Raw genomic sequence first — 22,776 nt, 5'->3', positions numbered from 1 at the left:
AAAGCGGCTCAGCGCTCCACGGCAAGAGCGATACCCATGCCGCCGCCGATGCAGAGCGTCGCGAGCCCCTTCTTGGCGTCGCGCTTGGCCATTTCGTGCAGCAGCGTCACCAGCACGCGCGCGCCCGAAGCGCCGATCGGATGGCCGATCGCGATCGCGCCGCCATTGACGTTGACGATCGAGGGATCCCAGCCGAGATCCTTGTTCACCGCCAGCGCCTGCGCCGCGAAGGCCTCGTTGGCCTCGACCAGATCGAGGTCGCCGACCTTCCAGCCGGCCTTCTCCAGCGCCTTGCGGGTCGCCGGGATCGGGCCCGAGCCCATGATCGCCGGATCGACGCCGGCCGTCGCCCAGGAGGCGATGCGGGCGAGCGGGGTCAGGCCGCGCTTGCTTGCCTCTTTGGCGGTCATCAGCACGAGCGCGGCGGCGCCGTCATTGATGCCAGAGGCGTTGCCGGCGGTCACGGTGCCGTCCTTCGAGAAGGCCGGCCTGAGCTTGGCCATGGCCTCCAGCGTCGCGCCGTCGCGAATGTATTCGTCGGTGTCGACGACGATGTCGCCCTTGCGCGTCGAGATTGTGATCGGCGCGATCTCGTCCTTGAACCGCCCGGCCTTCCTGGCCGCCTCGGCCTTGTTCTGCGAACCGACGGCGAAGGCGTCCTGCTCCTCACGGCTGATCTGCCATTTGGTCGCGACGTTCTCGGCCGTGGTGCCCATGTGATAGCCGTGGAAGATGTCCCACAAGCCGTCCTTGATCATGGTGTCGATGAACTTGACATCGCCCATCTTGGTGCCGGCGCGCATATGGGCGGCATGGGCCGAGAGCGACATCGATTCCTGGCCGCCGGCGACGATGATGCTGGCATCGCCATTGGCGATCTGCTGCATGCCGATCGCCACCGCGCGCAGGCCCGAACCGCATACCTGGTTGAGGCCCCAGGCGGTCGCGCCCTGCGGGACCCCGGCGTCCACCGCCGCCTTGCGGGCCGGGTTCTGGCCCTGCGCCGCCGTCAGCACCTGGCCGAGGATGACCTCGTCGACCTCACCTGCGTCGACCTTGGCGCGCTTCAGCACATCCTTGATCACCGCCGAACCGAGATCGTGAGCCGGCGTGTTGGCGAAGGCCCCGTTGAAGGAGCCGACCGCCGTGCGCGCTGCGCCGACGATCACGATGTCATTCTCAGCCATGGGGCTCATCCTCCGGTTCTCTCGCCGGCCACACGGCCGAACGGCTTGTCTTGCCCACCTTCGAAGCGCGAAACGACGCCGTCAAGACGGCTAAGCGGCCAAGCTCATCTTCAAGGCAAACTCGGCGCGATCTCGCCTCGCGCTCAAAAAACTTGCAGCAAGCAGCCGAAGAGTTATCGTTCCTTTCGGGACCGTTCTCCGGCCTTGCCCGATCCCTGAGGCTTGGCCGCAACTAGCCGTGTGGGTGTCGATGGCCAGCGACAAAGAACCGACTGTCATCAAGAAATACGCCAATCGGCGATTATACCACACGGGTACGAGCTCCTACGTGACGCTGGAGGATCTGGCCGGGCTGGTGCGCAAGGGCGAGGATTTCGTCGTCTACGATGCCAAGAGCGGCGAGGACATCACCCGCTCGGTGCTGGCCCAGATCATATTCGAGGAGGAGAGCAAGGACGGGCAGAACCTCCTGCCGATCGCCTTCCTGCGCCAGCTGATCCGCTTCTATGGCGACAGCATGCAGGCGCTGGTGCCGCGCTATCTCGAATTCTCGATGGAGAATCTGACTCAGGACCAGAACAAGTTCCGGGAGCAGATGAGCAAGGCCTTCGGCACCGGCGCGATGGATGCGCTCCAGGCCCAGACGCGCGCCAATATGGCGATGTTCACCGAGGCGTTCCGCCTGTTCAACCCGTTCGCGGCCGCCGCCGCCGCGAAAGGCAAGGGCGAAGCCCCGGCCCAGGGCGAGAACGGCGAGCTCGGCGACCTCAAGCGCGAGCTCAACGAGATGCGCGAGCGGCTCGACAAGCTGGCCAAGGGCAAGTGAGGCGGCTCAGCCCCTTGCTGGGCTGATCACAGCGATCTCTCAGCCCGCCGCGCGCAGCGGCGGGTTCTGCTCTGCATCTGCTGGCGCGCTGATCTCGGCCTTCCCGACCAGGTGTCCCTGCAGATAGGTGACGCCCCAATCGCACAGCATCGAGGCCTGCAGCTCGTCGTCGACCCATTCGGCAACCGTCTCCACGCCGAGGTGATGGGCCAGTTCGAGCAGTGTCCGCACGAAGAAGCGGTCATCGGTCGAACGCCGCAGATTCTGCGTGAAGGCGCCGTCGAGCTTGAGGATGTCGATCGGAAAAGCGCGAAGATGCCGGAGCGAGGTGTGCCCCGCTCCGAAATCATCGATCGCGACCCGGGCGCCCCGCTGCTTGATCCGGGTCAGCAGCTCGGCCATCCGGCCGGGATCCTCGATCGTCGCCGTCTCCGTGACTTCGACGATCAGACGCTTCGCCGCAACCGGGTTCGCCCTGGCGCTCGCCTCGAACCCCTCGATCCAGTCCGCTTCCGCCAGCGTACGCGGCGACACGTTGATCGACAGCACCGTGTCCTGCCGTTCCGCCAGATGCGTCATCGCGAGCTCGAGCACGCGATGGTCGAACAGGCTGACCAGACCCCGCCGTTCGAGCAGCGGCACCAGTTCCGCCGCGGCGAGGAAGCCGCCCATCGGGCGCTCGACCCGCAGCAGCGCCTCGTTGAACGCGAACGCACGGCCCTTCGCCGTCACCACCGGCTGGAAGGCGAGCCTCACCTTGCGCTCGTTGAGGGCGGCGACCGCTTCGAGATCGAGCCGCGGCGCAGCGCCACCGGCTTCGGGCGCGATGGCCCGACGCGCGATCACGGCATTGTCGAAACCCATCGCTTCTGCACCGGCGAGCGCGTTCTCGGCCGCCTTGACCAGCACCGAGCCGTGACGGGACAGGTCCGGAGCGATCGCGGCGCCGACACGCAGCCGGGCCAGCGCGATCCCGCGCGAGGTCTCGACCGCCGAACGTGCCACGGCCTTGGTGAAACGCTGCGCCGCCGCCTCGATCTGGTTCGCCGGGCAGCCGCTGAGCAGGATGGCGAAGCGGTTGCCGGAATAGTGCATCAGCTGGTCGCGCCGGCGCATCACCGAGTGCAGGCGCTGGCGGACCTCCTCGATGATCTCTTCGGTGCCCTCATGGCCGAAATCGCTGTTGAGGCGCGAGAGCTCGCCGATCGCCGCGATCAGCACGACCACGGGGCGCTCGGCCGGCAGATGCTCGGCCAGGGCCTCCTCGACGCGCTCGACCAGCGCATTGCGGTCGCAGAGATCGGTATCGCTCGCCATCAGCTCTTCAGGCCGCACCGCGCGCTCCAGTCTGAGCACGCCGCGGGCACGGCTGGGGCGGCCATCGATGCCGGCGAACCAGCGCCCGGCGTCCTCGATCCACATCTTGCGGCCGGCGAGGTCGGCGGCGTAGCGCGTGCGATAGACCGCGCCGTCGCCGAAATCATGCCCTCCGGAGGAGAAGATCGCATCATAGCGGCTGCGGCCACTGCCGGGCTCGACCAGTCCGGCAAAGGCAAGACCGCGCTCCAGCACCGCTGCCGGCACCGGCCCCAGCACCTCGGCCGCGTTCGGGCCCCAGCTCAGCGTGTCGCTACCGATGTCCCAGCTATACGCGACTTCGCCAATCGAGGAGAGCAGGCTGCGCGGCTCGACGATCCTCTCGTCGCGGGAACCGAACAGGGACGGCGCAGACATGGTGCGGCTGCCTTGGACGACGGAGTGGGGGACCGTCCCATTCTGGAGACGGCGGGCAAGAATCTGTCTCGAAACGATGCATATTCTTGCGTGAATGAACGGTTAAGATCGGCACGCTGATTGCTGTGATTCGCTCTCGAAACCCCTGGTTTTTTCGGAGCGCTAGGATGATCGGGACGGAATCGCCCTCTGCGACGGCCTCCATGGAACAGGACGAGCGCACCCCGCGCGTTCCTTCGGCTTTCCTCGTCCAGCTCGCCGCCAGCCAGGCTGGGATCGGCCCGTTCGCCGGCCGCGACCGCGAGACGCCCTTCATCGGCGCCCGCCGGTACTATGAGGGAATGGCGCGCCGCCGACCGCCGTTGAAGTTTCTGCGCTCGGCCTGAGGCACAAACGAAAAAGGCCGGCCTTGCGGCCGGCGCTCTTCGGTCTTGAAGACGGGGGCCCCGAAGGGCCTCGCCATATCAGGCCTCGGTCTTGGCCTTCAGCACCTGACGGCCGCGATACATGCCGGACTTCAGGTCGATATGGTGCGGACGGCGCAGCTCGCCCGAGTTCTTGTCTTCGATATAGGTGGGCTGCTTCAGCGCGTCGGCCGAGCGGCGCATGCCGCGCTTCGACGGCGAAGTCTTTCTCTTCGGAACGGCCATCGGTACTCTCCATCATGCCTTCGCGCGAGGCGGGGCATTTCACCCGCACCACTGTCGCGACGACGTCACATTCGTGATGAGGGCTGGCCTTTACACGCTCGCGCGGGCTCTGGCTAGTGCGCCGGGCGGAAAAAGTAGTCTAAGTTCTCGGCAGCGCACAATCACCAAGTGACCCGAGCTGGCTCATCCGTCGCTGCACCCGCCCTGCCGCCGACTGCAGGCCCCTGCTCGGCCGCGAAGGGTTGCGCAGGATCGGATTGGGCAGCGCGCCAGCGAGCCGCGCCGCCTCTGCCGGCGTCAAGCGCAAGGCCGACTTGCCGAAATGATGCTGGGCCGCCGCTTCCGCCCCGAAGATGCCGTCGCCCCATTCGGCGATGTTGAGATAGACTTCGATCACCCGCCGCTTTGGCCAGGCGAAGTCGATCGCCAGCGCCATCGGCAGTTCCATCCCCTTGCGCAGATAGGAGCGGCCCGGCCAGAGGAAGAGGTTCTTGGCGGTCTGCATGGTCAGCGTCGAGGCGCCGCGGCTCGGCCCGTCCTCATCCTGCAGCACGGCGTTGAGCTCGCCCCAGTCGACCCCCCTGTGCGAGCAGAAGCGCTGGTCCTCCGAGGCGATCACCGCACGGATCAGGTGCGGCGAAATCTGGGCGAGCGGCACCCAGTCGCGCTCCACCGTGCGCAAGGTCAGCCAGCGCCCAAGCATCAGCGTCGAGGGCGCCGGCGCGAAGCGGTAGAGCAGCAGAAGAGCGACGAAGACGATCGCCAGCGCCAAACCCAGCCGCACCAGCCCGCGAACGATCCGCCCCGCGAGGCTCCCGCGTCGCGGAGCCGGATTGTCAGCCATCTGCGTCATCCCCCCACGCTTGACGATCGCAGCGGCCTCCGGCAAGCCCCGCGCGCCAAACTAGTACGTCAGGTCAGGCAGCCAAACGCGAGAGATGATGATGAGTTCCGTGGAACGGACCGCCCCCGCCGCGGCGCTTGCCAGCGCCCTTTCGGAGACGGCGGCGGCCATCGAGACCCTGCTCGATGCATTGCTGCAGGACAAGGCCGAGGCGGGCGAGGTCCATCGTCCCGCCCGGTTGCTCGCGGCGATGCGCCATGGCGCCCTCGCCGGCGGCAAGCGCCTGCGCCCCTTCCTCGTCGTCGAGACCGCAAAGCTCTTCGGCGTGCCGGTTGAACAGGCTCTGCGCGCCGGCGCTGCCGTCGAGCTCGCCCATTGCTACTCGCTCGTCCATGACGACCTGCCGGCCATGGACGACGACGACACTCGCCGTGGCCGGCCGACCGTGCACAAGGCCTATGATCAGGCGACCGCCATCCTCGCCGGCGACGGCCTGCTGACGCTCGCCTTCGACGTCATCGCCGATCCAAGGACGCATCCTGACGGGCAGACACGCGCCGCGATCATCCTGCTCTTCGCCCGTTCGCTCGGGCTTGGCGGCATGGTCGGCGGGCAGATGCTCGACCTCGCCGCCGAAGGGCGCTTCGCCGGCGACGGAGCTCCGAGCAAGCTCGGCGAAGCCGAGATCCGCCGGATGCAAGCGATGAAGACCGGCGCCCTGCTTGCCGGCAGCGTCCTGATCGGCGCCCGCCTCGGCCAGGCCGACGCGAGGCAGACGGCCGCGCTGGAACGCTATGGCAAGGCTCTCGGCGCCGCCTTCCAGGTCGCCGACGATATTCTCGATATCGAGGCCAGTCCCGAGCAGATGGGCAAGGCGACGGCGAAGGACGACGCCAAGGGCAAGGCGACGCTGGTCACGGCGCTCGGGCTCGACGCAGCCAAGCGCGAGCGCGACCGGCTCAGCGAGGAGGCGATCGCGGCGCTCGCCGGTTTCGGGCCGGCGGCGGCGATGCTGCGCGCGGCGGCCGAGTTCACCGCGCAACGCAAGAGCTGAAGGAACTCGTCATTCCGGCGCACTGCGCAGCAGCGAGCCCGGAACCCATGACCACGACGCTTGCCGGACCATGCACTCAGCGTCGGCACTCGACTTGTCGACGACAATGTTCATGGATTCCGGGCTCAGGCCTGCGGCCTGCCCCGGGATGACGAGGAACCTTAAACCGTCACCTGCGTGCCGACCTCGACGACGCGGCCGGTCGGGATCTGGAAGAAGTTGGTGGCGTCGGTCGCGCTCTTGGTCAGGCCGATATAGAGATTGTCCTGCCAGACCGGCATGCCCGATTGCGGCGAGGCCTTGATCGAGCGGCGCGACAGGAAGAACGAGGTCGACATGATGTCGAACTTGAAGCCCTGCTTGCGCAGGATGGCCAGGCCCTTCGGCACGTTCGGGCTTTCCATATAGCCGTAGACCATCTCGACGCGCCAGAAATCGTCGGTGATGCGTGAGAGCCTGACGCGCTCGCTCTCGGCGACGCGCGGCGTATCGGCCGAGCGCACGGTCAGGATCACGTTGCGCTCGTGCAGCACCTTGTTGTGCTTGAGGTTGTGCAGCAGCGAGGCCGGCGCGGTCTCGGGGTCGCTGGTCAGGAACACCGCCATGCCCTTGACCCGGTAGGGCGGGCTTTTGGTCAGCATGCCGACCAGTTCGAGCAGCGGCACGTCGGTCTTGCGGGTCTTGTCGAACAGGATCTTGGTGCCGCGCACCCAGGTCCACATCAGCACGATCAGCGCAGCGGCGAACAGCACCGGCACATAGCCGCCGCTGAGCAGCTTGAGCAGGTTCGCCGAGAAGAAGGCGACGTCGATGATCAGGAAGGGCAGGATCACCGCCGCAGCGGCAGCCACGCCCCAGCGCCAACCCTTCCAGATCACGATGAAGGCGAGCAGCGAATCGACCAGCATCGCGCCGAACACCGAGATGCCGTAGGCATGCGACAGGTTGGACGAGGTCTTGAAGGTCCAGACCAGCAGCAGCACCGTGAACAGCAGCAGCACGTTGATGCGCGGGATGTAGATCTGCCCGGAGGTGTGCTCCGAGGTGTGGCGGATTTCCAGGCGCGGCAGCAGGCCAAGCTGGATCGCCTGGCGGGTCAGCGAATAGGCGCCGGTGATCACCGCCTGGCTGGCGATGATGGTGGCGAGCGTCGCCATGATCACCAGCGGCAGGATCAGCGCCGGCGGTGCCAGCTTGTAGAACGGATTATCGATCGTAGTCGGGTCGGCGAGGATCAGCGCGCCCTGGCCGAGATAGTTGAGCCAGAGCGCCGGAAACACCAGGAAGATCCAGGCGCTGCGGATCGGCCCGCGGCCGAAATGGCCCATATCGGCATAGAGCGCCTCCGCTCCGGTCACGGCCAGGCAGACGCTTCCGAGCACCGCGAGCGACAGCCCCGGATGATCGAAGAAGAAGCGCACGCCGTAATAAGGGTTGATCGAGGCGAAGACGCCGAGATCGTCGGCGATATGGTAGATGCCCAGGCCCGCCAGGGTCAGAAACCAGATCGTCATGATCGGGCCGAAGAAATTCGCCACTTTGCCTGTGCCGCGGCTCTGCACCAGGAACAGCGCGATCAGGATCACCGAGGCGATGGTGATGACGTAGTCGTCGAACACCGGCGTCACCAGCTTCAGGCCCTCGACCGCCGAGAGCACCGAGATCGCCGGCGTGATCACCGCATCGCCATAGAACAGCGCCGCGCCGGCCATGCCGAGGAAGAGCACGATGCCGCCGCGGGTGCGCCCGAGCGCGCGCTGCGCCAGCGCGACCAGGGTCAGCGTGCCGCCCTCGCCGTTATTGTCGGCACGCAGCAGCAGCACGACATATTTCAGCGTCACTACGACGACGAGCGACCACAGGATCAGCGAGAGCACCCCGATCACCGCCGCGCGTGGCAGCGGGCCGGTCAGGACGATTTCGGCGCTGCCGCCATGCCCGCCGGAGGCCGCGCCGGTCGCGGCCAGGATCGTCTCGCGCAGCGCATAGAGCGGGCTGGTACCGATATCGCCATAGACGACGCCGAGCGCCCCCAGGGCCAGCGCTGCATAGCTGTGCGTGGAGTGGCCGTTGCCGGCCGGCTCGTCGAGCCCGAAGCGATCCCCATCCGGCTTGGAGGCCGGCGGATGCTGCTGGTCATGACCCATCAGGGCGCTCCGCGGGTGCTGCAATGCAGCGAAAGGCCGGGGCCTCTAGCACGGCATGTCTTTCAGGCAAAGACGCTAGAGCATGTTCCACGGAGGGAGGAGGTATTTTGTAGGGCCACGGCGCTGAACCGATTTAGCCGACCCGCTACCGGTTGAACGGCCTATTCCGCCGCGGCCGCAGGGGCGCCGTAGCGCCGCTCGACATAATCCTCGACCATCGCCTTGAACTCGGCCGCGATCGAAGGGCCGCGCAGGGTCGCGACCTTCTTGCCGTCGACGAAGACCGGCGCGGTCGGCGCCTCGCCCGTGCCCGGCAGCGAAATGCCGATATCGGCGTGCTTGGACTCGCCGGGACCGTTGACGATGCAGCCCATCACCGCGACGTTGAGCGCCTCGATGCCGGGATAGCGCGTCTTCCACTCCGGCATGGAGGTCGAGATCCAGCTCTGAATGTCCATCGCCAGCTCCTGGAACACCGTCGAGGTCGTCCGCCCGCAGCCCGGGCAGGCCGCAACCAGCGGCACGAAGGCGCGAAAGCCCATGGTCTGCAGCAGTTCCTGCGAGGCTTTCACCTCCAGCGTACGGTCGCCGCCAGGCTCCGGCGTCAGCGAGAAGCGGATGGTGTCGCCGATCCCGTCCTGCAGCAGCACCCCGAGCGCCGCCGAGGAGGCGACGAGCCCTTTCGAGCCCATGCCGGCCTCGGTCAGGCCGAGATGGATGGCGTAGTCGCCGCGCTCCGCCAGCATGCGATAGACCGCGATCAGGTCCTGCACGCCCGAGACCTTGGCCGAGAGGATGATCCTGTCCTTGCCGAGGCCGATCTCCTCGGCCCGCTCGGCCGAGAGCAGGGCCGACTGCACCATCGCCTCGCGCATCACCGCGCGCGCGTCGAGCGGCTTGGCGGCGGCGGCGTTGATGTCCATCAGCGAGGTCAGCAATTCCTGGTCGAGCGAGCCCCAGTTGGCGCCGATCCGCACGCTCTTGCCGTGCCTGATCGCAAGCTCGACGATCTGGCTGAACTGCTTGTCCTTCTTGTCCTTGAAGCCGACATTGCCGGGGTTGATCCGGTACTTCGCCAGCGCCTCTGCGCACGCCGGATGGTCGGTCAGCAGCTTGTGGCCGATATAGTGGAAGTCGCCGACCAGCGGCACGTCGATGCCGAGGATGTCGAGCCGCTCGCGGATATGCGGCACGGCCGCCGCCGCCTCGTCACGGTCGACCGTGATCCGCACCAGCTCCGAGCCGGCGCGCGCCAGCGCCGCGACCTGTCCGACCGTCGCCGGAATATCGGCGGTGTCGGTATTGGTCATCGACTGCACGACGATCGGCGCACCACCTCCGACCTGCACATGGCCGACCATCACCGGCACGGTGCGCTTGCGCGGCGCCGGCGCGGCTTCAGGCCCTTCGGGCAGGCAGGTCAGCGGCTGGTCGCTCATGGAATGGTCCGGATCCTTCGCCGGCAGCGGCTCGTCGCGGCTGCACTGCGCCCTTGCTCGGTGATCGTCAAGCCGTCCAGGAGCCGGATCCGATCAGGTTGAACCAACCTGATCGGTGAATCCGTCTCCCACTTTAAGATGGAGACCGTTTTACCGACCAGCTTGCAGTGCAAGCTGGTCGGAACGGGCTCCAGCGTCGCGACAATGCTCGCAGCGGCCGACGATCTCGACCACCTGATAGGAGGTCTGGAAGCGCCTGCCCTCGGCCATGCCCCTGATCGCCTGGCGCATCGCCGGTGAGGCATCCTCGTCGACGCCGCCGCAGATTTCGCAGATCAGGAAGGCGACCGCCTCGTTGGCGCCATGGCCGTGCGGGCAGGCGATGAAGGCGTTGCGCGAGCTCAGGCGGTGCACGAAGCCCTGCTCGACCAGGAAGTCGAGCGCCCGATAGATCGAGATCGGCGCTAGCCGGCGTCCGCCCGGCGGCGAGATCCGGTCGGCAAGGTCATAGGCGCCGACCGGCTTGTGGTCGGCATAGAGCGCCTCCAGCGCCTTGCGCCTGATCGGCGTGAGCCGCAGGCCACGCTCGCGGCAGACCTTCTCGGCCCGCGCCAGACCCGCGGCGGCATGGCGGGAATGGTCGTGCGCGTGCTGGCACAGACCATGCTCGTGATCGTGATGATGGGCGTCGCTCGCAGGCTGCATTTTCGTCATGTTGCGTTGCAATAGCACATCGGGCACCGTCCTGGTGACCGACGCTCCCTCGCTGGCGCAATGCCAGCTTTCGCCGGTAAGTTAAGCGTTCTCAGGCCAAATGTCAGGAGCCGCCCCATGTTCCTCAAAGATCGCACCGCCCTCGTCACCGGCTCCACCTCCGGCATCGGCCTCGCCTACGCCCGCGCGCTCGCCGCCGAAGGCGCCAATGTCGTGATCAACGGCTTCGGCGATGCCGACGCGATCGAGAAGGAGCGCGCCGGCATCGAGACCGACTTCAAGGTCAAGGCACGCTACTCCGCCGCCAACATGATGAAGCCGGACGAGATCGCCGCCATGATCGCCGAGGCCGAGAAGGAGTTCGGCGCGATCGACATCCTCGTCAACAATGCCGGCATCCAGCATGTCGCGCCCGTCGACGAGTTCCCGATCGAGAAATGGGACCAGATCATCGCGATCAACCTGACCTCGGCCTTCCACACCACCCGCGCCGCTTTGCCGAAGATGAAGGCGAGGGGCTGGGGCCGCATCATCAACACGGCATCCGCCCACGCCTTCGTCGCCTCGCCGTTCAAATCGGCCTATGTCTCGGCCAAGCACGGCATTGCCGGCTTCACCAAGACGGTGGCGCTCGAGGTCGCGACCCACGGCATCACCGTCAACGCGATCGCGCCGGGCTATGTCTGGACGCCCCTGGTCGAAAAGCAGATCCCCGACACGATGAAGGCGCGCGGCCTGACCAAGGAGCAGGTCATCAACGACGTGCTGCTGCTGGCCCAGCCGACCAAGGAATTCGTCACCGTCGAGCAGGTCGCGGCGCTCGCCGTCTTCCTCTGCACCGATTCAGCCAAGTCGATCACCGGCACCACCCTGCCGATGGATGGCGGCTGGACCGCCGCGTGACCGGCCGCAAGCGCAGCCGCGTCCCCCAGGTCAAAGGGCTGGCGGGGCCGAAGGCCGAGAAATCGGTCAACCTCGCGCTTCAGGGCGGGGGCGCGCATGGCGCCTTCACCTGGGGCGTGCTCGACGAGATCCTCGCCGATGGCCGCATCGCCATCGAGGCGATCACCGGCGCCAGCGCCGGCGCGATGAATGCGGTGGTGCTGACCGAAGGCTGGCTCGACGGCGGCATCGACGGCGCCCGTACGGCATTGGAGAATTTCTGGCGCCGGATCAGCGTCGACGGCAAATATGGCGGCTCCGAGCGCTCGCTGCTCGACACCATGCTCGGCGCCTGGACGGATGGGCGCCCGCCGGGACTGATCTGGTTCGAATTGCTGTCGAAGGTAGCGAGCCCCTATGACGTCAACCCGCTCAACATCAATCCGCTGCGCGGCGTGATCGCCGACCTGATCGACTTCGGCAAGGTCCAGGGCTGCGCCGACGTCAATCTCTTCATCTCGGCGACCAATGTCCGCACCGGCAAGATCAGGATCTTCACACGCCAGGAGCTGACCGCCGACCATCTGATGGCCTCGGCCTGCCTGCCGATGCTGTTCCAGGCGGTCGAGATCGATGGCGAGGCCTATTGGGACGGCGGCTATATGGGCAATCCGCCGCTCTTCCCGCTGTTCTACGAGGCCGCCGGCGACGACATCATGCTCGTCCAGATCAACCCGCTCGAACGCCGCGAATTGCCGACCAATGCGAGGGCGATCCAGGACCGGCTGAACGAGATCACCTTCAACGCCTCGCTCCTGCGCGAATTGCGCGCCATCGACTTCGTCAACCGTCTGGTCGACGATGGCAAGCTCTCGACCGGCGACTACAAGCGCGTGCTGATGCATCGCATCGATGGCGGCTTGCCACTGGCGCAGCTGACCTCCTCCTCGCGCCTCAACTCCGAATGGAATTTCCTGCTCAGCCTGCGCGATCTCGGCCGCACCGCCGCCAAGCGCTGGCTGAAGCGGAATTACGAGGCGATCGGTACGCAGGGGACGTTGGATCTGAAGGAGGCGATTTCGTAGGGCGATCGTGACAATAACGAGTTCGCCTCCGACTCATCTTGCCCTTTTGGGAATTCCGCCCGAGTCGCTTGCCCTCGATAGCCGAAACGAAACGTTGCCGCGTTCAGCAGCCTACCCTCACGAACTCGGCAATATCACCGACAATTTGTCGCCGACCAAGCTAACGCTGCCACCTCCGCTCCCGAAGCTTGCGCGAGCGGAACCAGGTGAGATCACAAGGCTACCGAAATTCGGCAACGACTTGCCGATGAGAACGATCTTCTCTATCTCCCTTTCTTCTATGAATGCCTTGAGTTTGTCTCTCAGGATTTTTTGTTCATCCACTTTCATCTTCGCACCGATATAATTCTCGCCGCTGATCATGTAATTTACCGCCCGCCACCCATCGTATTCATCTCTTGGACTATAAGATAATAGGTTATCGACGTGATCTTTGACTATCTTCAATAATGCCTTAGCTCTATCGAATCCGATCTGCGAAATTAATCTACGGACGATCATCGAAATATAATCACTCTTATCGATGCCGGATTCATCCAAAACTGCACTCGCCATATATGCCATCTCAATAAATCTATTGTCGCTAATTTGTCGAAAATTTCGTCCAAATGATCTAAAAAATTCCAATGCAAGAAGACATTGCTGAGCTTTTAAATGATTAGCTCGCGATTCAATTTCCGTTTTTGCGTGAAATAAAACGATGAAGCACAAAATCTGAGCAGTATGTTTTTCATTATTATCGATACTTGGCAAAGCCTTGTCAAAAACGTCCGATAGCCATTCAGAGATTCTATCGATATCGGTCATAGCTACCTCCGCAAGCCAGAGCCCGACGGCATGCTGCCATTATGTCGGGAGCAGTGCCCTATGACCAAGAGAATCCTTTTTACAGCTCTACTCGCTTCACATGGCCCCGGCAGGCGCATGCCGAATACCCGGTTCTCAGCCAATGGCCAATTTCGGCTCCTCATCCATTGCAGCCGCACGCGCCGACAAACTGCCTAAAGCCCTCCGCTCTTAGCCTCCACACCAAGCTCTTCTTGATCTCGGCACCCTCCAGCGCCCGCGCCACCGACGCCGATAGACCGAATAGTCACACCCGCCGCCATCGTCGGGCCGCATATCGCTTTTGCGGCAATCGCGCCCGGGCGTATTGTGAGCCAGGCAGCCCTTTGATGTGAGGGGCACCTGATCTTCCAATCGGGAGGATGCCATGGGACGCAAATTCATCGACTGCCGTGAATTCCCGAGCGAGATGAACTGCTCGATCGCGATCGGCGCCGATAGCGAGGGCGAATTGCTGGAGGCCGCCGTCCAGCATGCCGTCAAGGTTCACGGGCATCAGGATACCCCCGAATTGCGGGACATGCTCAAGAGCGTCATCAAGGACGGCATACCCCCGGAGAAGGCGCCGAGCCGGGCCGCCTGAGCGAGAGCCTCCGCGGCCTACCGCCCCTCGCCTGCCAGCCGCCACACCGAGCTCTTCTTGATCTCGGCGTCCTCCAGCGCCCGCGTCACCGGGACCTGATAGGTCGCGACCTCGCTGAGCCGGTCCTTGGGCAGATAGCTGCGGCCGGGATCGCCGATCAGCACGGTCGCGCCGCGCTGCGACAGCGTTGAGAGCCAGTCGATCACCTGCCCCGCCAATTCGCGCTCATAGCAGATGTCGCCGGCGAGGATGACGTCCCAGCCCTGGTCGAAGCCGAGGAGGTCATCGAGCCGGGCTTCGATCGAGACGCCGTTCGCCCTAGCATTGAGGCCGATCGCGGCGGCAGCGAAGGCATCGATATCGGCCGCGATCACCTCTGCCGCCCCCGCCTTCGCCGCGGCGATGGCGACGAGCCCGGAGCCGCTGGCGAAATCGAGCACGCGCTTAGCCCGCGCCATCTCGGGATGGTCAAGGATATAGCGCGCCAGCGCCTGGCCGCCGGCCCAGGCAAAGGCCCAGAAGGGCGGCGGCAGGCCGATCGTCGCCAGCTCGTCCTCGGTCTTCTGCCAGAGCTCTGTCGCCTCTTCGGCGACATGAAGCGAAATCTCCGGCGCATGCGGCACCGGCAGAAGCCGCGTATGGGCGCGGATGAAGGCGAGCCGGTCCAGCGTCGCGCTAACCTCGCTCACGCGACCAGATCCGCCTGGCGCTGGCCGAGCAGCGAGCGATAGAGCGCCTTCACCCCGTCCATGACGTCGCGCTCGGTATAGCCTGCGAGCAGGCGCTCACGCGCACTGGCCCCCATGCGCTCGACCTGCCCGGGCGAGGCGGCGAGCGTCACCAGCGCCTGCGCCAATGCGGCGATGTCGTTCGCTGGAACGACGAAGCCGTCCTGGCCGGTGCGGACGAAGGAACGGCAGCCCGGCACGTCGGTCGTCAGCAGCGCCCGCCCGCAGGCGGCGCCTTCCAGCAAGGTCCGCGGCAGGCCCTCGCCGCCGCGCGAGGGCAGGCAGCAGACATGGTGCTCCCGCCAGACGCCCTCGATGTCGCGTGTCGGCCCGGCCCAGGTGATCCCCGGCCGCGCCGACCATTCGCGCAAGGTCGCCTCCGGCACCGCCTTGGGATTGGACGGATCGGGCGCGCCATGCAGGGTCAATTCGACGCGCGCACCCTGCTTGCGCGCCAAGGTCACCGCCTCGACCGCAAGGTCGACGCCCTTCGACCAGAGCATGCGGGCGACGAGCGCGACCTTGAGCGGCGGCTGCGGCGGCATCGGCTCGGGCATCAGAATCAGCGGATCGACGCCCGCGCCGCCGACGATGGCGACCTTCCCTGCATCGGCCGGATCGAGCCCAAGCGTCAGTGGATCGTCGGGGTTCTCGAACAGGAAACGCACCTGCGGCCCGTCGATCGCCTCACGCAGCCAGAGCTTGGCTGCCAGCCGCGCCGCATCGGCGAGCCCGCCTTCGCGCGCTCCGAGGAAGCCTAGCCCGGTCAACGCATAGACACGCCGGTCGACGCTAGCCAGCCGTCCGGCGAGGCCGGCGAGCGCGATCGGCTTCAGCGCGATGCAGTGCAGGATGTCCGGCTTCTCCCGCGCGATCAGGCGCTTCAACGCCAGGATCTGCTTGATCAGCGCCACCGGCGAGAGCGAGCGCCGCTCCGCCTCGAGCGCGATCAGCCTGGCGCCGGTCGCCTCGATCGCCTTGCGATGATTGCGTTCCCGGGCGATCACGGCGACATCGAGCCCCATCTCCGCCGCGGCGCGCGCCATCGGCAGGAAATGCGAAGCGAAGAACCAGTCCTCGGTGGCGACGAACAACAGCTTCTGGCGGGCCATGGCGCGCATCAGGCCGATGCGGCGTCGAAAAGCAAGCGCATAAGAAAGCCGGGAGGCAGAGCCGCCATGCCCTGCGGTTGCTGGACGCATGGCCATGCGCTTGCGAAAAGACGGCAAGCCTTCCTCCTCCAGCGAGAAGAAACATGGACAATCGCAACGACCTCTGGCGTCACGTCGACGCCAGCAAAGAGCGCTTCATCGAACTCAGCGATCGGGTCTGGGCCATTCCCGAGGTCTGCTACACCGAGAAGCGCTCGGTCGCCGAGCATGTCGCCGAGCTCCAGCATCAGGGCTTCCGGATCACTGAGAATGTCGCCGACATCCCGACCGCGGTGATCGGCGAAGCCGGCGAAGGCGGCCCGGTCATCGCCTTCCTCGGCGAATACGACGCACTGCCGGGGCTCAGCCAGGAATCCGGCGTCGCCAAGCACAGCGAGATCGAAACCGGCGGCCACGGCCATGGCTGCGGACACAACCTGCTCGGCTCGGCCGCGCTGCTGGCGGCGACCGCGATGAAGAACTGGCTCGCCGAGAACAAGCTGCCCGGCCGCGTCCGCTATTATGGCTGTCCGGCCGAAGAGGGCGGCGCCGCCAAGGCCTTCATGGTCCGCGCCGGCGCCTTCAAGGACGCCGACATCGCCATCTCCTGGCATCCGAGCAGCTTCTGGGAGGTCACCCCGCCGCTCTCGCTCGCCAACACCCGCGCCGACTTCGTCTTCACCGGCCGCGCCTCGCACGCCGCTGCCTCCCCCGAGCTCGGCCGCAGCGCCCTCGACGCCGTCGAGTTGATGAGCGTCGGCGTCAACTACATGCGTGAGCACATGCCGAGCGACGCCCGCGTCCACTACGCCCTGCTCGACACCGGCGGCATCGCTCCCAATGTCGTCCAGGCCCATGCCCGCGTGCGCTATTCGATCCGCGCCCGCGACCTGCCGGGGATGCTCGAGCTGGTCGGGCGCGTCAAGAAGATCGCCGAAGGTGCCGCTCTGATGACCGAGACGACGATGGAGATGAAGATCGTCTCCGCCGTCTCCAACGTCGTCGGCAACGGCCCGCTGGAGCAGGCGTTGCAGGGCATCATGGAAGATCTCGGCCCGCCGCATTTCGACGACGCCGACAGGGAGTTCGCCCGCCAGATCCGCGCGACCCTGTCGCAGAAGGACATCGACGCCGTCTGGCGCGCCATCGGCGTATCGAAGACCGATGCCGAGCTTGCCGACTTCACCGTGCCGCTCGATTCGCCGCGCAATCCGGCGATCGGATCGACCGATGTCGGCGATGTCAGCTGGGTCGTCCCGACCGTGCAGGCCCATGCGCCGACGGTCGCGATCGGCACGCCCTTCCACACCTGGCAGGTGGTGGCGCAGGGCAAGATGCCGGCGGCGCACAAGGCGATGGTCCAGGTCGCCAAGGCCATGGCCGCGACCGGCGCGGCGGTCCTGACCGATCCCGCGCTGATGGCCGCCGCCAAGGCCGACTTCCAGAAGCGCGTCGCTGCCGATGGCGGCTATACCTCGCCGGTCCCGGCCGAGGTGAAGCCGCCGCTGACCATGTCGACCGGCGGCTGAGCCCCGGCACAAAAAAAGCCCGCCGGGCGAACCGGCGGGCAAGGATTTCGGGCCGGGGAGGAAGGCCCTTTGGGGAACTCGAAACTCAGTAATAGGTGCGGCAGACGCGGCGGGTGCCGACGTATTCGCCGTAGTAGTTGACGTTGTCGACGAGGTGGCAGCGGCGAACCGGGCCGGGGCCGTAGGCGTAAGCCGGGGCATAGCCGCCGTCATAGTAGCCATAGGCCGGGCCGCTGGCCGCGCCGGCGGCGAGGGCACCGAGGGCGAGCGCACCGACGATGCCGGCGCCGATCGCAGCGCCGCGATAGCGCGGGCGGGCCTCGGCATCAGAGGTGGCGAAAACGGAAGCGCCGATCGCAAGGGCGGCAAGGGCGGCAGCGAAGCTCTTCTTGGTGCGGGTCATGTTCGTTCTCCGATTTGGTAGCCGGGTGGCGAACGGTTCGCCATGCAGCAAGCTTGTCGGTCGCAGGACCGGAATCGCGTGGGTCGCATAAAAAATTCCCGAAAAGCCGTCAGGTTCCCATTCGCACCGGCACGCGGCAGCTTGCCGAGCGGCGCCGGATGTCGTCGGATCGGTCGTCCTTGCACGGAGAAACTGCGCCATGACGATCGCTCGGCTCGCTCTCGCCATCGGCTTCGCAACCATGTTGGCTGCGCCGCTCCGGGCCGAGCAATGGGTCAGCAGCTACACGACTCATGACTACGCCAAATGCCGCAAGGACAAGGGCAATGGCGACCCCGTCTCGGTCCATCGCTGCCCGGGCAAGGCGGGCATCACCGTGGTCTGGACGGCCGGCGACGATTCATCCGCGGTCGAGTTCGGCACGAAAGCAGCGCAGGAGACGATCTCCGACAAGGCCTCCTTCTTCGAAGCTGGCCGGACGATCGAATGGCGCGGGCCGAAGGGCGGCCGGCCGCAGGCGGCGATCCTGCGCTACGCCACCGGCGCGCGCGTCGGCAAGCTCGACGGCAGCAGGCTCGTGATCTATCGGCTTGCGCCGGATGGCTCGTCCTGCATCATCGGCAGCGTCGACGCCCGCAAGCCGGACGCCAATGCCGCGGCCCGCCGCCTCGCAGATGAGAAGGCGGCAGGCTTCCGCTGCGGCCAGGACACCCGGTCCGAGGACTGAACGCTAGCCGTAGAGATATTTCGGCAGCCAGAGCGCAATGCCCGGGAAGCCATAGACCAGGACCATCGCGAACAGCACGATCGCCAGATAGGGCATCACCCCGGAGAAGATCTGGTTGATGGTGACATGCGGCGGCGCGATCCCCTTCAGGTAGAAGGGCGCCATCGCCACCGGCGGCGACAGGAACGAGGTCTGGATGTTCAGGGCGATCAGGATGCCGAAGAACAGCGGGTCGATCTTGAAGAACTCCAGCAGCGGCAGGAAGATCGGCACGAAGATCACGATGATCTCGGTCCATTCCAGCGGCCAGCCGAGCACAAAGATGATCAGCTGCGCCACGATCAGGAACATGGTCGGCGACAGGTTGAGCGCCGTGACCAGGTTCTTGATCGGCTCGTGCCCGCCGAGGATGGCGAAGATCGACGAGAAGATGAAGGATCCCACGAAGAGCCAGCAGACCATGGCCGAGGTCCGCGCCGTCAGGATCACCGATTCCTTGACCTTGCCGAAGGTGAGCGAACGATAGGCGGCGGCGAGGATGAGACTCCCGAGCGAGCCGACAGCGGCCGCTTCCGTTGGCGTCGCCAGCCCGAAGAAGATGCAGCCGAGCACCGACATGATCAGGATGGTGAGCGGGAAGAAGCTGGTGACGAGCGCCCAGAGAACCGTCGTCCACGGCACGTCGGTCTGCTCCTTCGGCAGCTTCGGCGCGAGTGCCGGGTTGAGCCAGCAGCGGATCAGCACATAGAGCATGTACATGCCGGCGAGCAGCAGGCCGGGGAAGAGCGCGCCGGCATAGAGCTTCGGCACCGAGACGCCGGCGGTCGCGCCGTAGAGGATCAGCATCACCGAGGGCGGGATCAGGATGCCGAGGCAGCCGCCGGCGCAGACCACGCCGGCCGAGAGCTTGACGTCGTAGCCGGCCCGCAGCATCGCCGGGAAGGCGAGCAGCCCCATCAGCGTCACCACCGCGCCGACGATGCCGGTCGCGGTCGCGAAGATCGCGCAGGTCGCCAATGTGGCAATGGCGAGAGAGCCCGGAACGTTGCCGAGCGCGAGCTGGATGGAGTGGAACAGCCGGTCGAGGATGTTCGCCCGCTCGATGATGTAACCCATGAAGATGAAGAGCGGGATCGAGACCAGCACATCGTTGGCCATCACCGAATAGGTGCGCTGGACCACGAGGCTGAAGACGGTATCGCCCATCGCCCAGTAGCCAAAGCCGACTCCGAGCGCCATCAGCGTGAAGGCGATCGGGAAGCCGAGCATGATGAAGACGATGAACAGGACGAGCATCACCACGCCCAGTTCCGGATTGGAAAGACCGAACAGCATCAGACCGTCTTCCCCGCATCCGGCGCGGCTTGCGCGGCCTGTTCGAGAATGAGCTTCTCGGTTTCCTCGACATCGTGCAGCCGCGGCGGCCATTCGCCGGTGCGCAGGCAGATGACGCAGCGCGCCACCTCGGCCAGTCCCTGCAGCGTCATCAGCACGCCGGCGATCGGGATCAGCGACTTGAAATGGTAGAGCGGCGGCCCATTCGGCGAGTTCGAGGAGTGCTCCTTGATCATCCAGGAGAAGGCCGCGAACTTGTAGCCGGCCCAGGCCAGCGCAATGATGCCGGGAAAGAAGAACAGGATGTAGAGCGCCAGATCGAGCCTGGCCTGCGTCTTCGGGCTCCATGAGCGATAGAGGAAGTCGCCGCGCACATGCGCGTTGCGGGCAAGCGCATAGGGTCCCGCCAGCATGAACAGCGTGCCGTAGAGGATATAGCTGACGTCGAAGGCCCATTCGGTCGGCGCCCGCAGCGCGTAGCGTGAGAACACCTCATAGCTGATCGCCAGCGTCAGGATCAGGATCGTCCAGCCAGCGAGCTTGCCGATGGCGGTGTTGAACTTGTCGATCGCGAGGATCAGTTTCATCCGCGTCGTCGCCTGCTGTTCCGGGATTGGCAAAGAACGCCCGCCATCGCAGGGATGGCGGGCGCGGGCTTGGCGAGGCAGCGATCTTCAGGTCTTGAAGAAGTGGTTGAAGGCGAGGTCGCGCGAGGGCTCGTTGAGCCGCTCGAAGGATACGGTGCGCTTGACCCAGTCCTTCTGGCTGTCGACCACCTTCTTGAAGAAGGCGTTCTCGGCGCCGAGCTTCTCCAGCACCTTGTCCCAAGCGGCGAGCTGCGCCTTGAGGATCGCCTCGGGCGTGGCGACGACGTTGACGCCCTTGGAGCGCAGCAGCTCCAGATCCTTGGAATAGCGATCGAGCGCCTTCCAGTTCATGTCGGACGAGGCGGACTCGCCGGCATATTTCACGATCGCCTTGAGCTCGGGCGAGAGCGCGTCGAACTTGGTCTTGTTGAAGAGCAGTTCGAAGCTCTCGGCCGCCTGATGATAGCTCTGCAGCATGTAGACCTTGGCGACGTCCTGGAAGCCGAGGATCGAATCCGAGGACGGGTTGTTGAACTCGGCGCCGTCGATGACGCCGCGTTCCAGCGCCGGCACGATCTCGCCACCGGCGAGGATGGTGACCGCCGCGCCCATCTCGCGCATCAGGTCGGCGGCAAGACCGACGGTGCGGTATTTCAGCCCCTTGAAGTCATCGGCGGTCTTCAGCTCCTTCTTGAACCAGCCGAGCGGCTGGCACGGCATCGGCCCGGAGAAGAAACCGACCAGGTTGAGTTTGAGCTGGTTCTGGACGAGGTCGTTGTAGAGATCGTAGCCGCCGCCATGGTTCATCCAGCCGAGGAAGTTGGTGGCGTCCCAGCCGAGGGCCGGCGGCGTGCCGAACAGCGAGAACGCCTTGTTCTTGCCGTACCAATAGGCGGAGACGCCGTGGCCGCCGTCGAGAATGCCGGCAGCGACCGCATCCTGCATCTGGAAGGCCGGCACGACGGCACCGGCGGCGAGCACGTCCATCTTCAGCCGACCACCGGACATGTCGTTGACCCGCTTGGCGAAGTCGCCGGCAAATTCGTGGAAGATGTCCTTGGTCGGCCAGGTCGATTGGAATTTCCAGGTCACGGTCTGCGCACGGCTGACCTGCGGCATGGCGATGGCGCCGGCGCCTGCAAGGCCGGCGACTTTCAGGAAGTTACGTCGATTGGCACGCGTCTTCGTCGCTTCGGACGTCATGGTTCTCTCCCCGGAGAAATGGCGCCGTTGAGGCCGGCGAACATTGTTTGCGGCTCTGCTGGCCGCCAGCCTTCACCGTTTCGGCGACACGGGAAGATGGCAAGTAGGAAGGACTATGAACTTTAGTTGCACGCGAAACCAGTACTGTTCCCGGATGGAACGAGTGCTATTCCGCAACGGAAAGAAACGGCGCGACGAAGCCTTGCGTCAAAACAAAAACGGCGCCGCATGGGATGCGGCGCCGTCGGCGATCGAACGAGCTCGATCGAGAATTCGTGTTCAGCGGCGCTTACCGGCGACCCGCATTTCCATGTACTGCACGGCTTCGAGCAGGACGCGGCGCGGCCGCTCGGCATCGCGCTTGGCCTGTTCAGCCTTGCGCAGCGCCTCGCGCTCGGCCTCGGCCTGACGCTCGGCCTCCTCGCGCGCGGCGCGCTCGATGGCGGCGATGCGCTCGAGCTCCAGGCGCTCCGCTTCCTTCTTGGCCTCGCGCTCGGCGCGCGCCACCGCAATGGCCTCACGCTCGGCCCGACGCTGCATCATCACCGGATCGTCCGGCCCGGGACGCTTCTTGAAGCGCTCAAGCAGAGCCTTCTTCGCATTCGCGGAATTGGACTGGCGATCAGTGAAATGGCGGTCGTTCGGGTTCTTCAAGGTTGGCCTTCAGGAGTTGCTCGGGCGAGAATGCCGCCCGCGCGCTGCAAATAGGGCAGCTCGCGGGAGTTTTGTAGTGAAATCAGCGCGGGGCGGCTGCGCCGGCAGCGCGGGGCTTCAGCACCTTCGGCTTCGGCGCGGCGATGAGGCCTTCGCGCTGAGCCTGCTTGCGGGCGAGCTTGCGGGCGCGGCGCACGGCCTCCGCCTTCTCGCGAGCGCGCTGCTCGGACGGCTTCTCATAGGAAGCGCGACGCTTCATCTCGCGAAACACGCCTTCGCGCTGCAATTTCTTCTTCAGAACGCGAATGGCCTGATCGACATTGTTGTCGCGCACGAGAACCTGCATCCGTGTCTCCAGCTTTGCAGGATGGAAGGAAAAAGGGTCAGGCAATGCCCGACCCTTTGGGATTTGTGCGCCGCGGTAGCAGAATTCCGCGCCCAGCGCCACCCCCAATCGTGTCCCGCGCG

General features: G+C 65.7%; 24 protein-coding genes. 8 read left to right on the top strand and 16 right to left on the bottom strand.

The window, feature by feature from the left end; all coding sequences use genetic code 11:
* Positions 1–8: 8 nt before the first annotated feature.
* The gene (locus tag ACQKLX_RS02925) at positions 9–1,187 is read right to left on the bottom strand and encodes an acetyl-CoA C-acetyltransferase (protein ID WP_427359355.1); all 1,179 of its coding nucleotides are present in this window, start codon (positions 1,185–1,187) and stop codon (positions 9–11) included.
* 250 nt (positions 1,188–1,437) lie between these two features.
* Here ACQKLX_RS02925 and phaR point away from each other — a divergent pair, with 250 nt between their 5' ends.
* Positions 1,438–2,013, top strand: coding sequence for a polyhydroxyalkanoate synthesis repressor PhaR (phaR, locus tag ACQKLX_RS02920; protein ID WP_427359353.1), 576 nt, complete (start codon positions 1,438–1,440; stop codon positions 2,011–2,013).
* 39 nt (positions 2,014–2,052) lie between these two features.
* On the opposite strand, the gene ACQKLX_RS02915 is transcribed toward phaR, so the two are convergent.
* Positions 2,053–3,747, bottom strand: coding sequence for an EAL domain-containing protein (locus tag ACQKLX_RS02915; protein ID WP_427359351.1), 1,695 nt, complete (start codon positions 3,745–3,747; stop codon positions 2,053–2,055).
* 167 nt (positions 3,748–3,914) lie between these two features.
* Between ACQKLX_RS02915 and ACQKLX_RS02910 the strand changes: the two genes are divergently transcribed.
* Positions 3,915–4,133: a hypothetical protein gene (locus ACQKLX_RS02910; RefSeq protein ID WP_427359349.1), complete on the top strand. Its 219-nt coding sequence runs from the start codon at positions 3,915–3,917 to the stop codon at positions 4,131–4,133.
* 78 nt (positions 4,134–4,211) lie between these two features.
* On the opposite strand, the gene rpmF is transcribed toward ACQKLX_RS02910, so the two are convergent.
* Entirely contained in the window at positions 4,212–4,397 is a 186-nt protein-coding gene (gene rpmF, locus ACQKLX_RS02905) for a 50S ribosomal protein L32 (protein WP_057189713.1), read from the bottom strand.
* Positions 4,398–4,536: 139 nt separating this feature from the next.
* The gene (gene mtgA, locus ACQKLX_RS02900; protein ID WP_427359347.1) at positions 4,537–5,241 is read right to left on the bottom strand and encodes a monofunctional biosynthetic peptidoglycan transglycosylase; all 705 of its coding nucleotides are present in this window, start codon (positions 5,239–5,241) and stop codon (positions 4,537–4,539) included.
* A gap of 100 nt (positions 5,242–5,341) precedes the next feature.
* On the opposite strand from mtgA, the gene ACQKLX_RS02895 reads away from it, so the two are divergent.
* Positions 5,342–6,295 (top strand): polyprenyl synthetase family protein, encoded by a 954-nt coding sequence (locus ACQKLX_RS02895; RefSeq protein ID WP_427359345.1) that lies wholly within the window; start codon positions 5,342–5,344, stop codon positions 6,293–6,295.
* 161 nt (positions 6,296–6,456) lie between these two features.
* Here the strand turns inward: ACQKLX_RS02895 and ACQKLX_RS02890 are convergent, their stop codons facing one another.
* The 3 genes from ACQKLX_RS02890 to ACQKLX_RS02880 form a co-directional block, all read right to left on the bottom strand.
* The gene (locus tag ACQKLX_RS02890) at positions 6,457–8,442 is read right to left on the bottom strand and encodes a potassium transporter Kup (RefSeq protein WP_427359343.1); all 1,986 of its coding nucleotides are present in this window, start codon (positions 8,440–8,442) and stop codon (positions 6,457–6,459) included.
* Positions 8,443–8,603: 161 nt separating this feature from the next.
* Complete coding sequence (gene ispG / locus ACQKLX_RS02885; RefSeq protein WP_427359341.1) at positions 8,604–9,881, bottom strand: flavodoxin-dependent (E)-4-hydroxy-3-methylbut-2-enyl-diphosphate synthase; 1,278 nt, start codon at positions 9,879–9,881, stop codon at positions 8,604–8,606.
* A 150-nt stretch (positions 9,882–10,031) separates the two neighbouring features.
* A complete protein-coding gene (locus tag ACQKLX_RS02880; protein WP_427359339.1) occupies positions 10,032–10,595 on the bottom strand; it encodes a transcriptional repressor in 564 nt (187 codons plus the stop codon).
* Between the two features lie 117 nt (positions 10,596–10,712).
* Here ACQKLX_RS02880 and ACQKLX_RS02875 point away from each other — a divergent pair, with 117 nt between their 5' ends.
* Both ACQKLX_RS02875 and ACQKLX_RS02870 read left to right on the top strand, forming a co-directional pair.
* Positions 10,713–11,498: a 3-hydroxybutyrate dehydrogenase gene (locus ACQKLX_RS02875; protein WP_427359338.1), complete on the top strand. Its 786-nt coding sequence runs from the start codon at positions 10,713–10,715 to the stop codon at positions 11,496–11,498.
* Positions 11,495–12,562 (top strand): patatin-like phospholipase family protein, encoded by a 1,068-nt coding sequence (locus tag ACQKLX_RS02870; protein WP_427359336.1) that lies wholly within the window; start codon positions 11,495–11,497, stop codon positions 12,560–12,562. Before ACQKLX_RS02875 ends, ACQKLX_RS02870 begins: the two co-directional genes overlap by 4 nt.
* 117 nt (positions 12,563–12,679) lie before the next feature.
* Here ACQKLX_RS02870 and ACQKLX_RS02865 read toward each other — a convergent pair whose 3' ends face one another.
* Entirely contained in the window at positions 12,680–13,369 is a 690-nt protein-coding gene (locus tag ACQKLX_RS02865) for a hypothetical protein (protein WP_427359335.1), read from the bottom strand.
* 406 nt (positions 13,370–13,775) lie between these two features.
* Here ACQKLX_RS02865 and ACQKLX_RS02860 point away from each other — a divergent pair, with 406 nt between their 5' ends.
* A complete protein-coding gene (locus ACQKLX_RS02860) occupies positions 13,776–13,991 on the top strand; it encodes a DUF1059 domain-containing protein (protein WP_291672164.1) in 216 nt (71 codons plus the stop codon).
* A 17-nt stretch (positions 13,992–14,008) separates the two neighbouring features.
* Here ACQKLX_RS02860 and ACQKLX_RS02855 read toward each other — a convergent pair whose 3' ends face one another.
* Both ACQKLX_RS02855 and ACQKLX_RS02850 read right to left on the bottom strand, forming a co-directional pair.
* Entirely contained in the window at positions 14,009–14,680 is a 672-nt protein-coding gene (locus tag ACQKLX_RS02855; protein ID WP_427359334.1) for a class I SAM-dependent methyltransferase, read from the bottom strand.
* A complete protein-coding gene (locus ACQKLX_RS02850) occupies positions 14,677–15,831 on the bottom strand; it encodes a glycosyltransferase family 4 protein (protein ID WP_427359332.1) in 1,155 nt (384 codons plus the stop codon). Before ACQKLX_RS02850 ends, ACQKLX_RS02855 begins: the two co-directional genes overlap by 4 nt.
* 143 nt (positions 15,832–15,974) lie before the next feature.
* Here ACQKLX_RS02850 and ACQKLX_RS02845 point away from each other — a divergent pair, with 143 nt between their 5' ends.
* Complete coding sequence (locus ACQKLX_RS02845) at positions 15,975–17,399, top strand: M20 family metallopeptidase (RefSeq protein ID WP_427359330.1); 1,425 nt, start codon at positions 15,975–15,977, stop codon at positions 17,397–17,399.
* An 85-nt stretch (positions 17,400–17,484) separates the two neighbouring features.
* On the opposite strand, the gene ACQKLX_RS02840 is transcribed toward ACQKLX_RS02845, so the two are convergent.
* A complete protein-coding gene (locus tag ACQKLX_RS02840) occupies positions 17,485–17,802 on the bottom strand; it encodes a hypothetical protein (RefSeq protein WP_244543549.1) in 318 nt (105 codons plus the stop codon).
* A 199-nt stretch (positions 17,803–18,001) separates the two neighbouring features.
* Between ACQKLX_RS02840 and ACQKLX_RS02835 the strand changes: the two genes are divergently transcribed.
* Positions 18,002–18,529 (top strand): hypothetical protein, encoded by a 528-nt coding sequence (locus tag ACQKLX_RS02835; RefSeq protein WP_427359327.1) that lies wholly within the window; start codon positions 18,002–18,004, stop codon positions 18,527–18,529.
* 3 nt (positions 18,530–18,532) lie between these two features.
* Here the strand turns inward: ACQKLX_RS02835 and ACQKLX_RS02830 are convergent, their stop codons facing one another.
* From ACQKLX_RS02830 to rpsU, 5 genes are all read right to left on the bottom strand, one after another.
* A complete protein-coding gene (locus ACQKLX_RS02830) occupies positions 18,533–19,864 on the bottom strand; it encodes a TRAP transporter large permease (protein ID WP_427359325.1) in 1,332 nt (443 codons plus the stop codon).
* Positions 19,864–20,451, bottom strand: a complete 588-nt coding sequence (locus tag ACQKLX_RS02825) for a TRAP transporter small permease subunit (RefSeq protein ID WP_427359324.1) — start codon at positions 20,449–20,451, stop codon at positions 19,864–19,866. The genes ACQKLX_RS02830 and ACQKLX_RS02825 overlap by 1 nt, the downstream gene beginning before the upstream one ends.
* A gap of 87 nt (positions 20,452–20,538) precedes the next feature.
* Entirely contained in the window at positions 20,539–21,654 is a 1,116-nt protein-coding gene (locus ACQKLX_RS02820; protein ID WP_427359322.1) for a TRAP transporter substrate-binding protein, read from the bottom strand.
* A gap of 279 nt (positions 21,655–21,933) precedes the next feature.
* Complete coding sequence (locus tag ACQKLX_RS02815; protein ID WP_427359320.1) at positions 21,934–22,308, bottom strand: DUF6481 family protein; 375 nt, start codon at positions 22,306–22,308, stop codon at positions 21,934–21,936.
* A gap of 82 nt (positions 22,309–22,390) precedes the next feature.
* Positions 22,391–22,654, bottom strand: coding sequence for a 30S ribosomal protein S21 (gene rpsU, locus ACQKLX_RS02810; protein ID WP_110489825.1), 264 nt, complete (start codon positions 22,652–22,654; stop codon positions 22,391–22,393).
* Positions 22,655–22,776 lie beyond the last annotated feature (122 nt).

The sequence above is a fragment of the Allobosea sp. NPDC003192 genome, assembly GCF_050275675.1.
Classification (GTDB): Bacteria; Pseudomonadota; Alphaproteobacteria; order Rhizobiales; family Beijerinckiaceae; genus Allobosea.
Note: the sequence above shows the minus strand (reverse complement) of the source record. Positions and strands in the feature narration are given on the sequence as shown.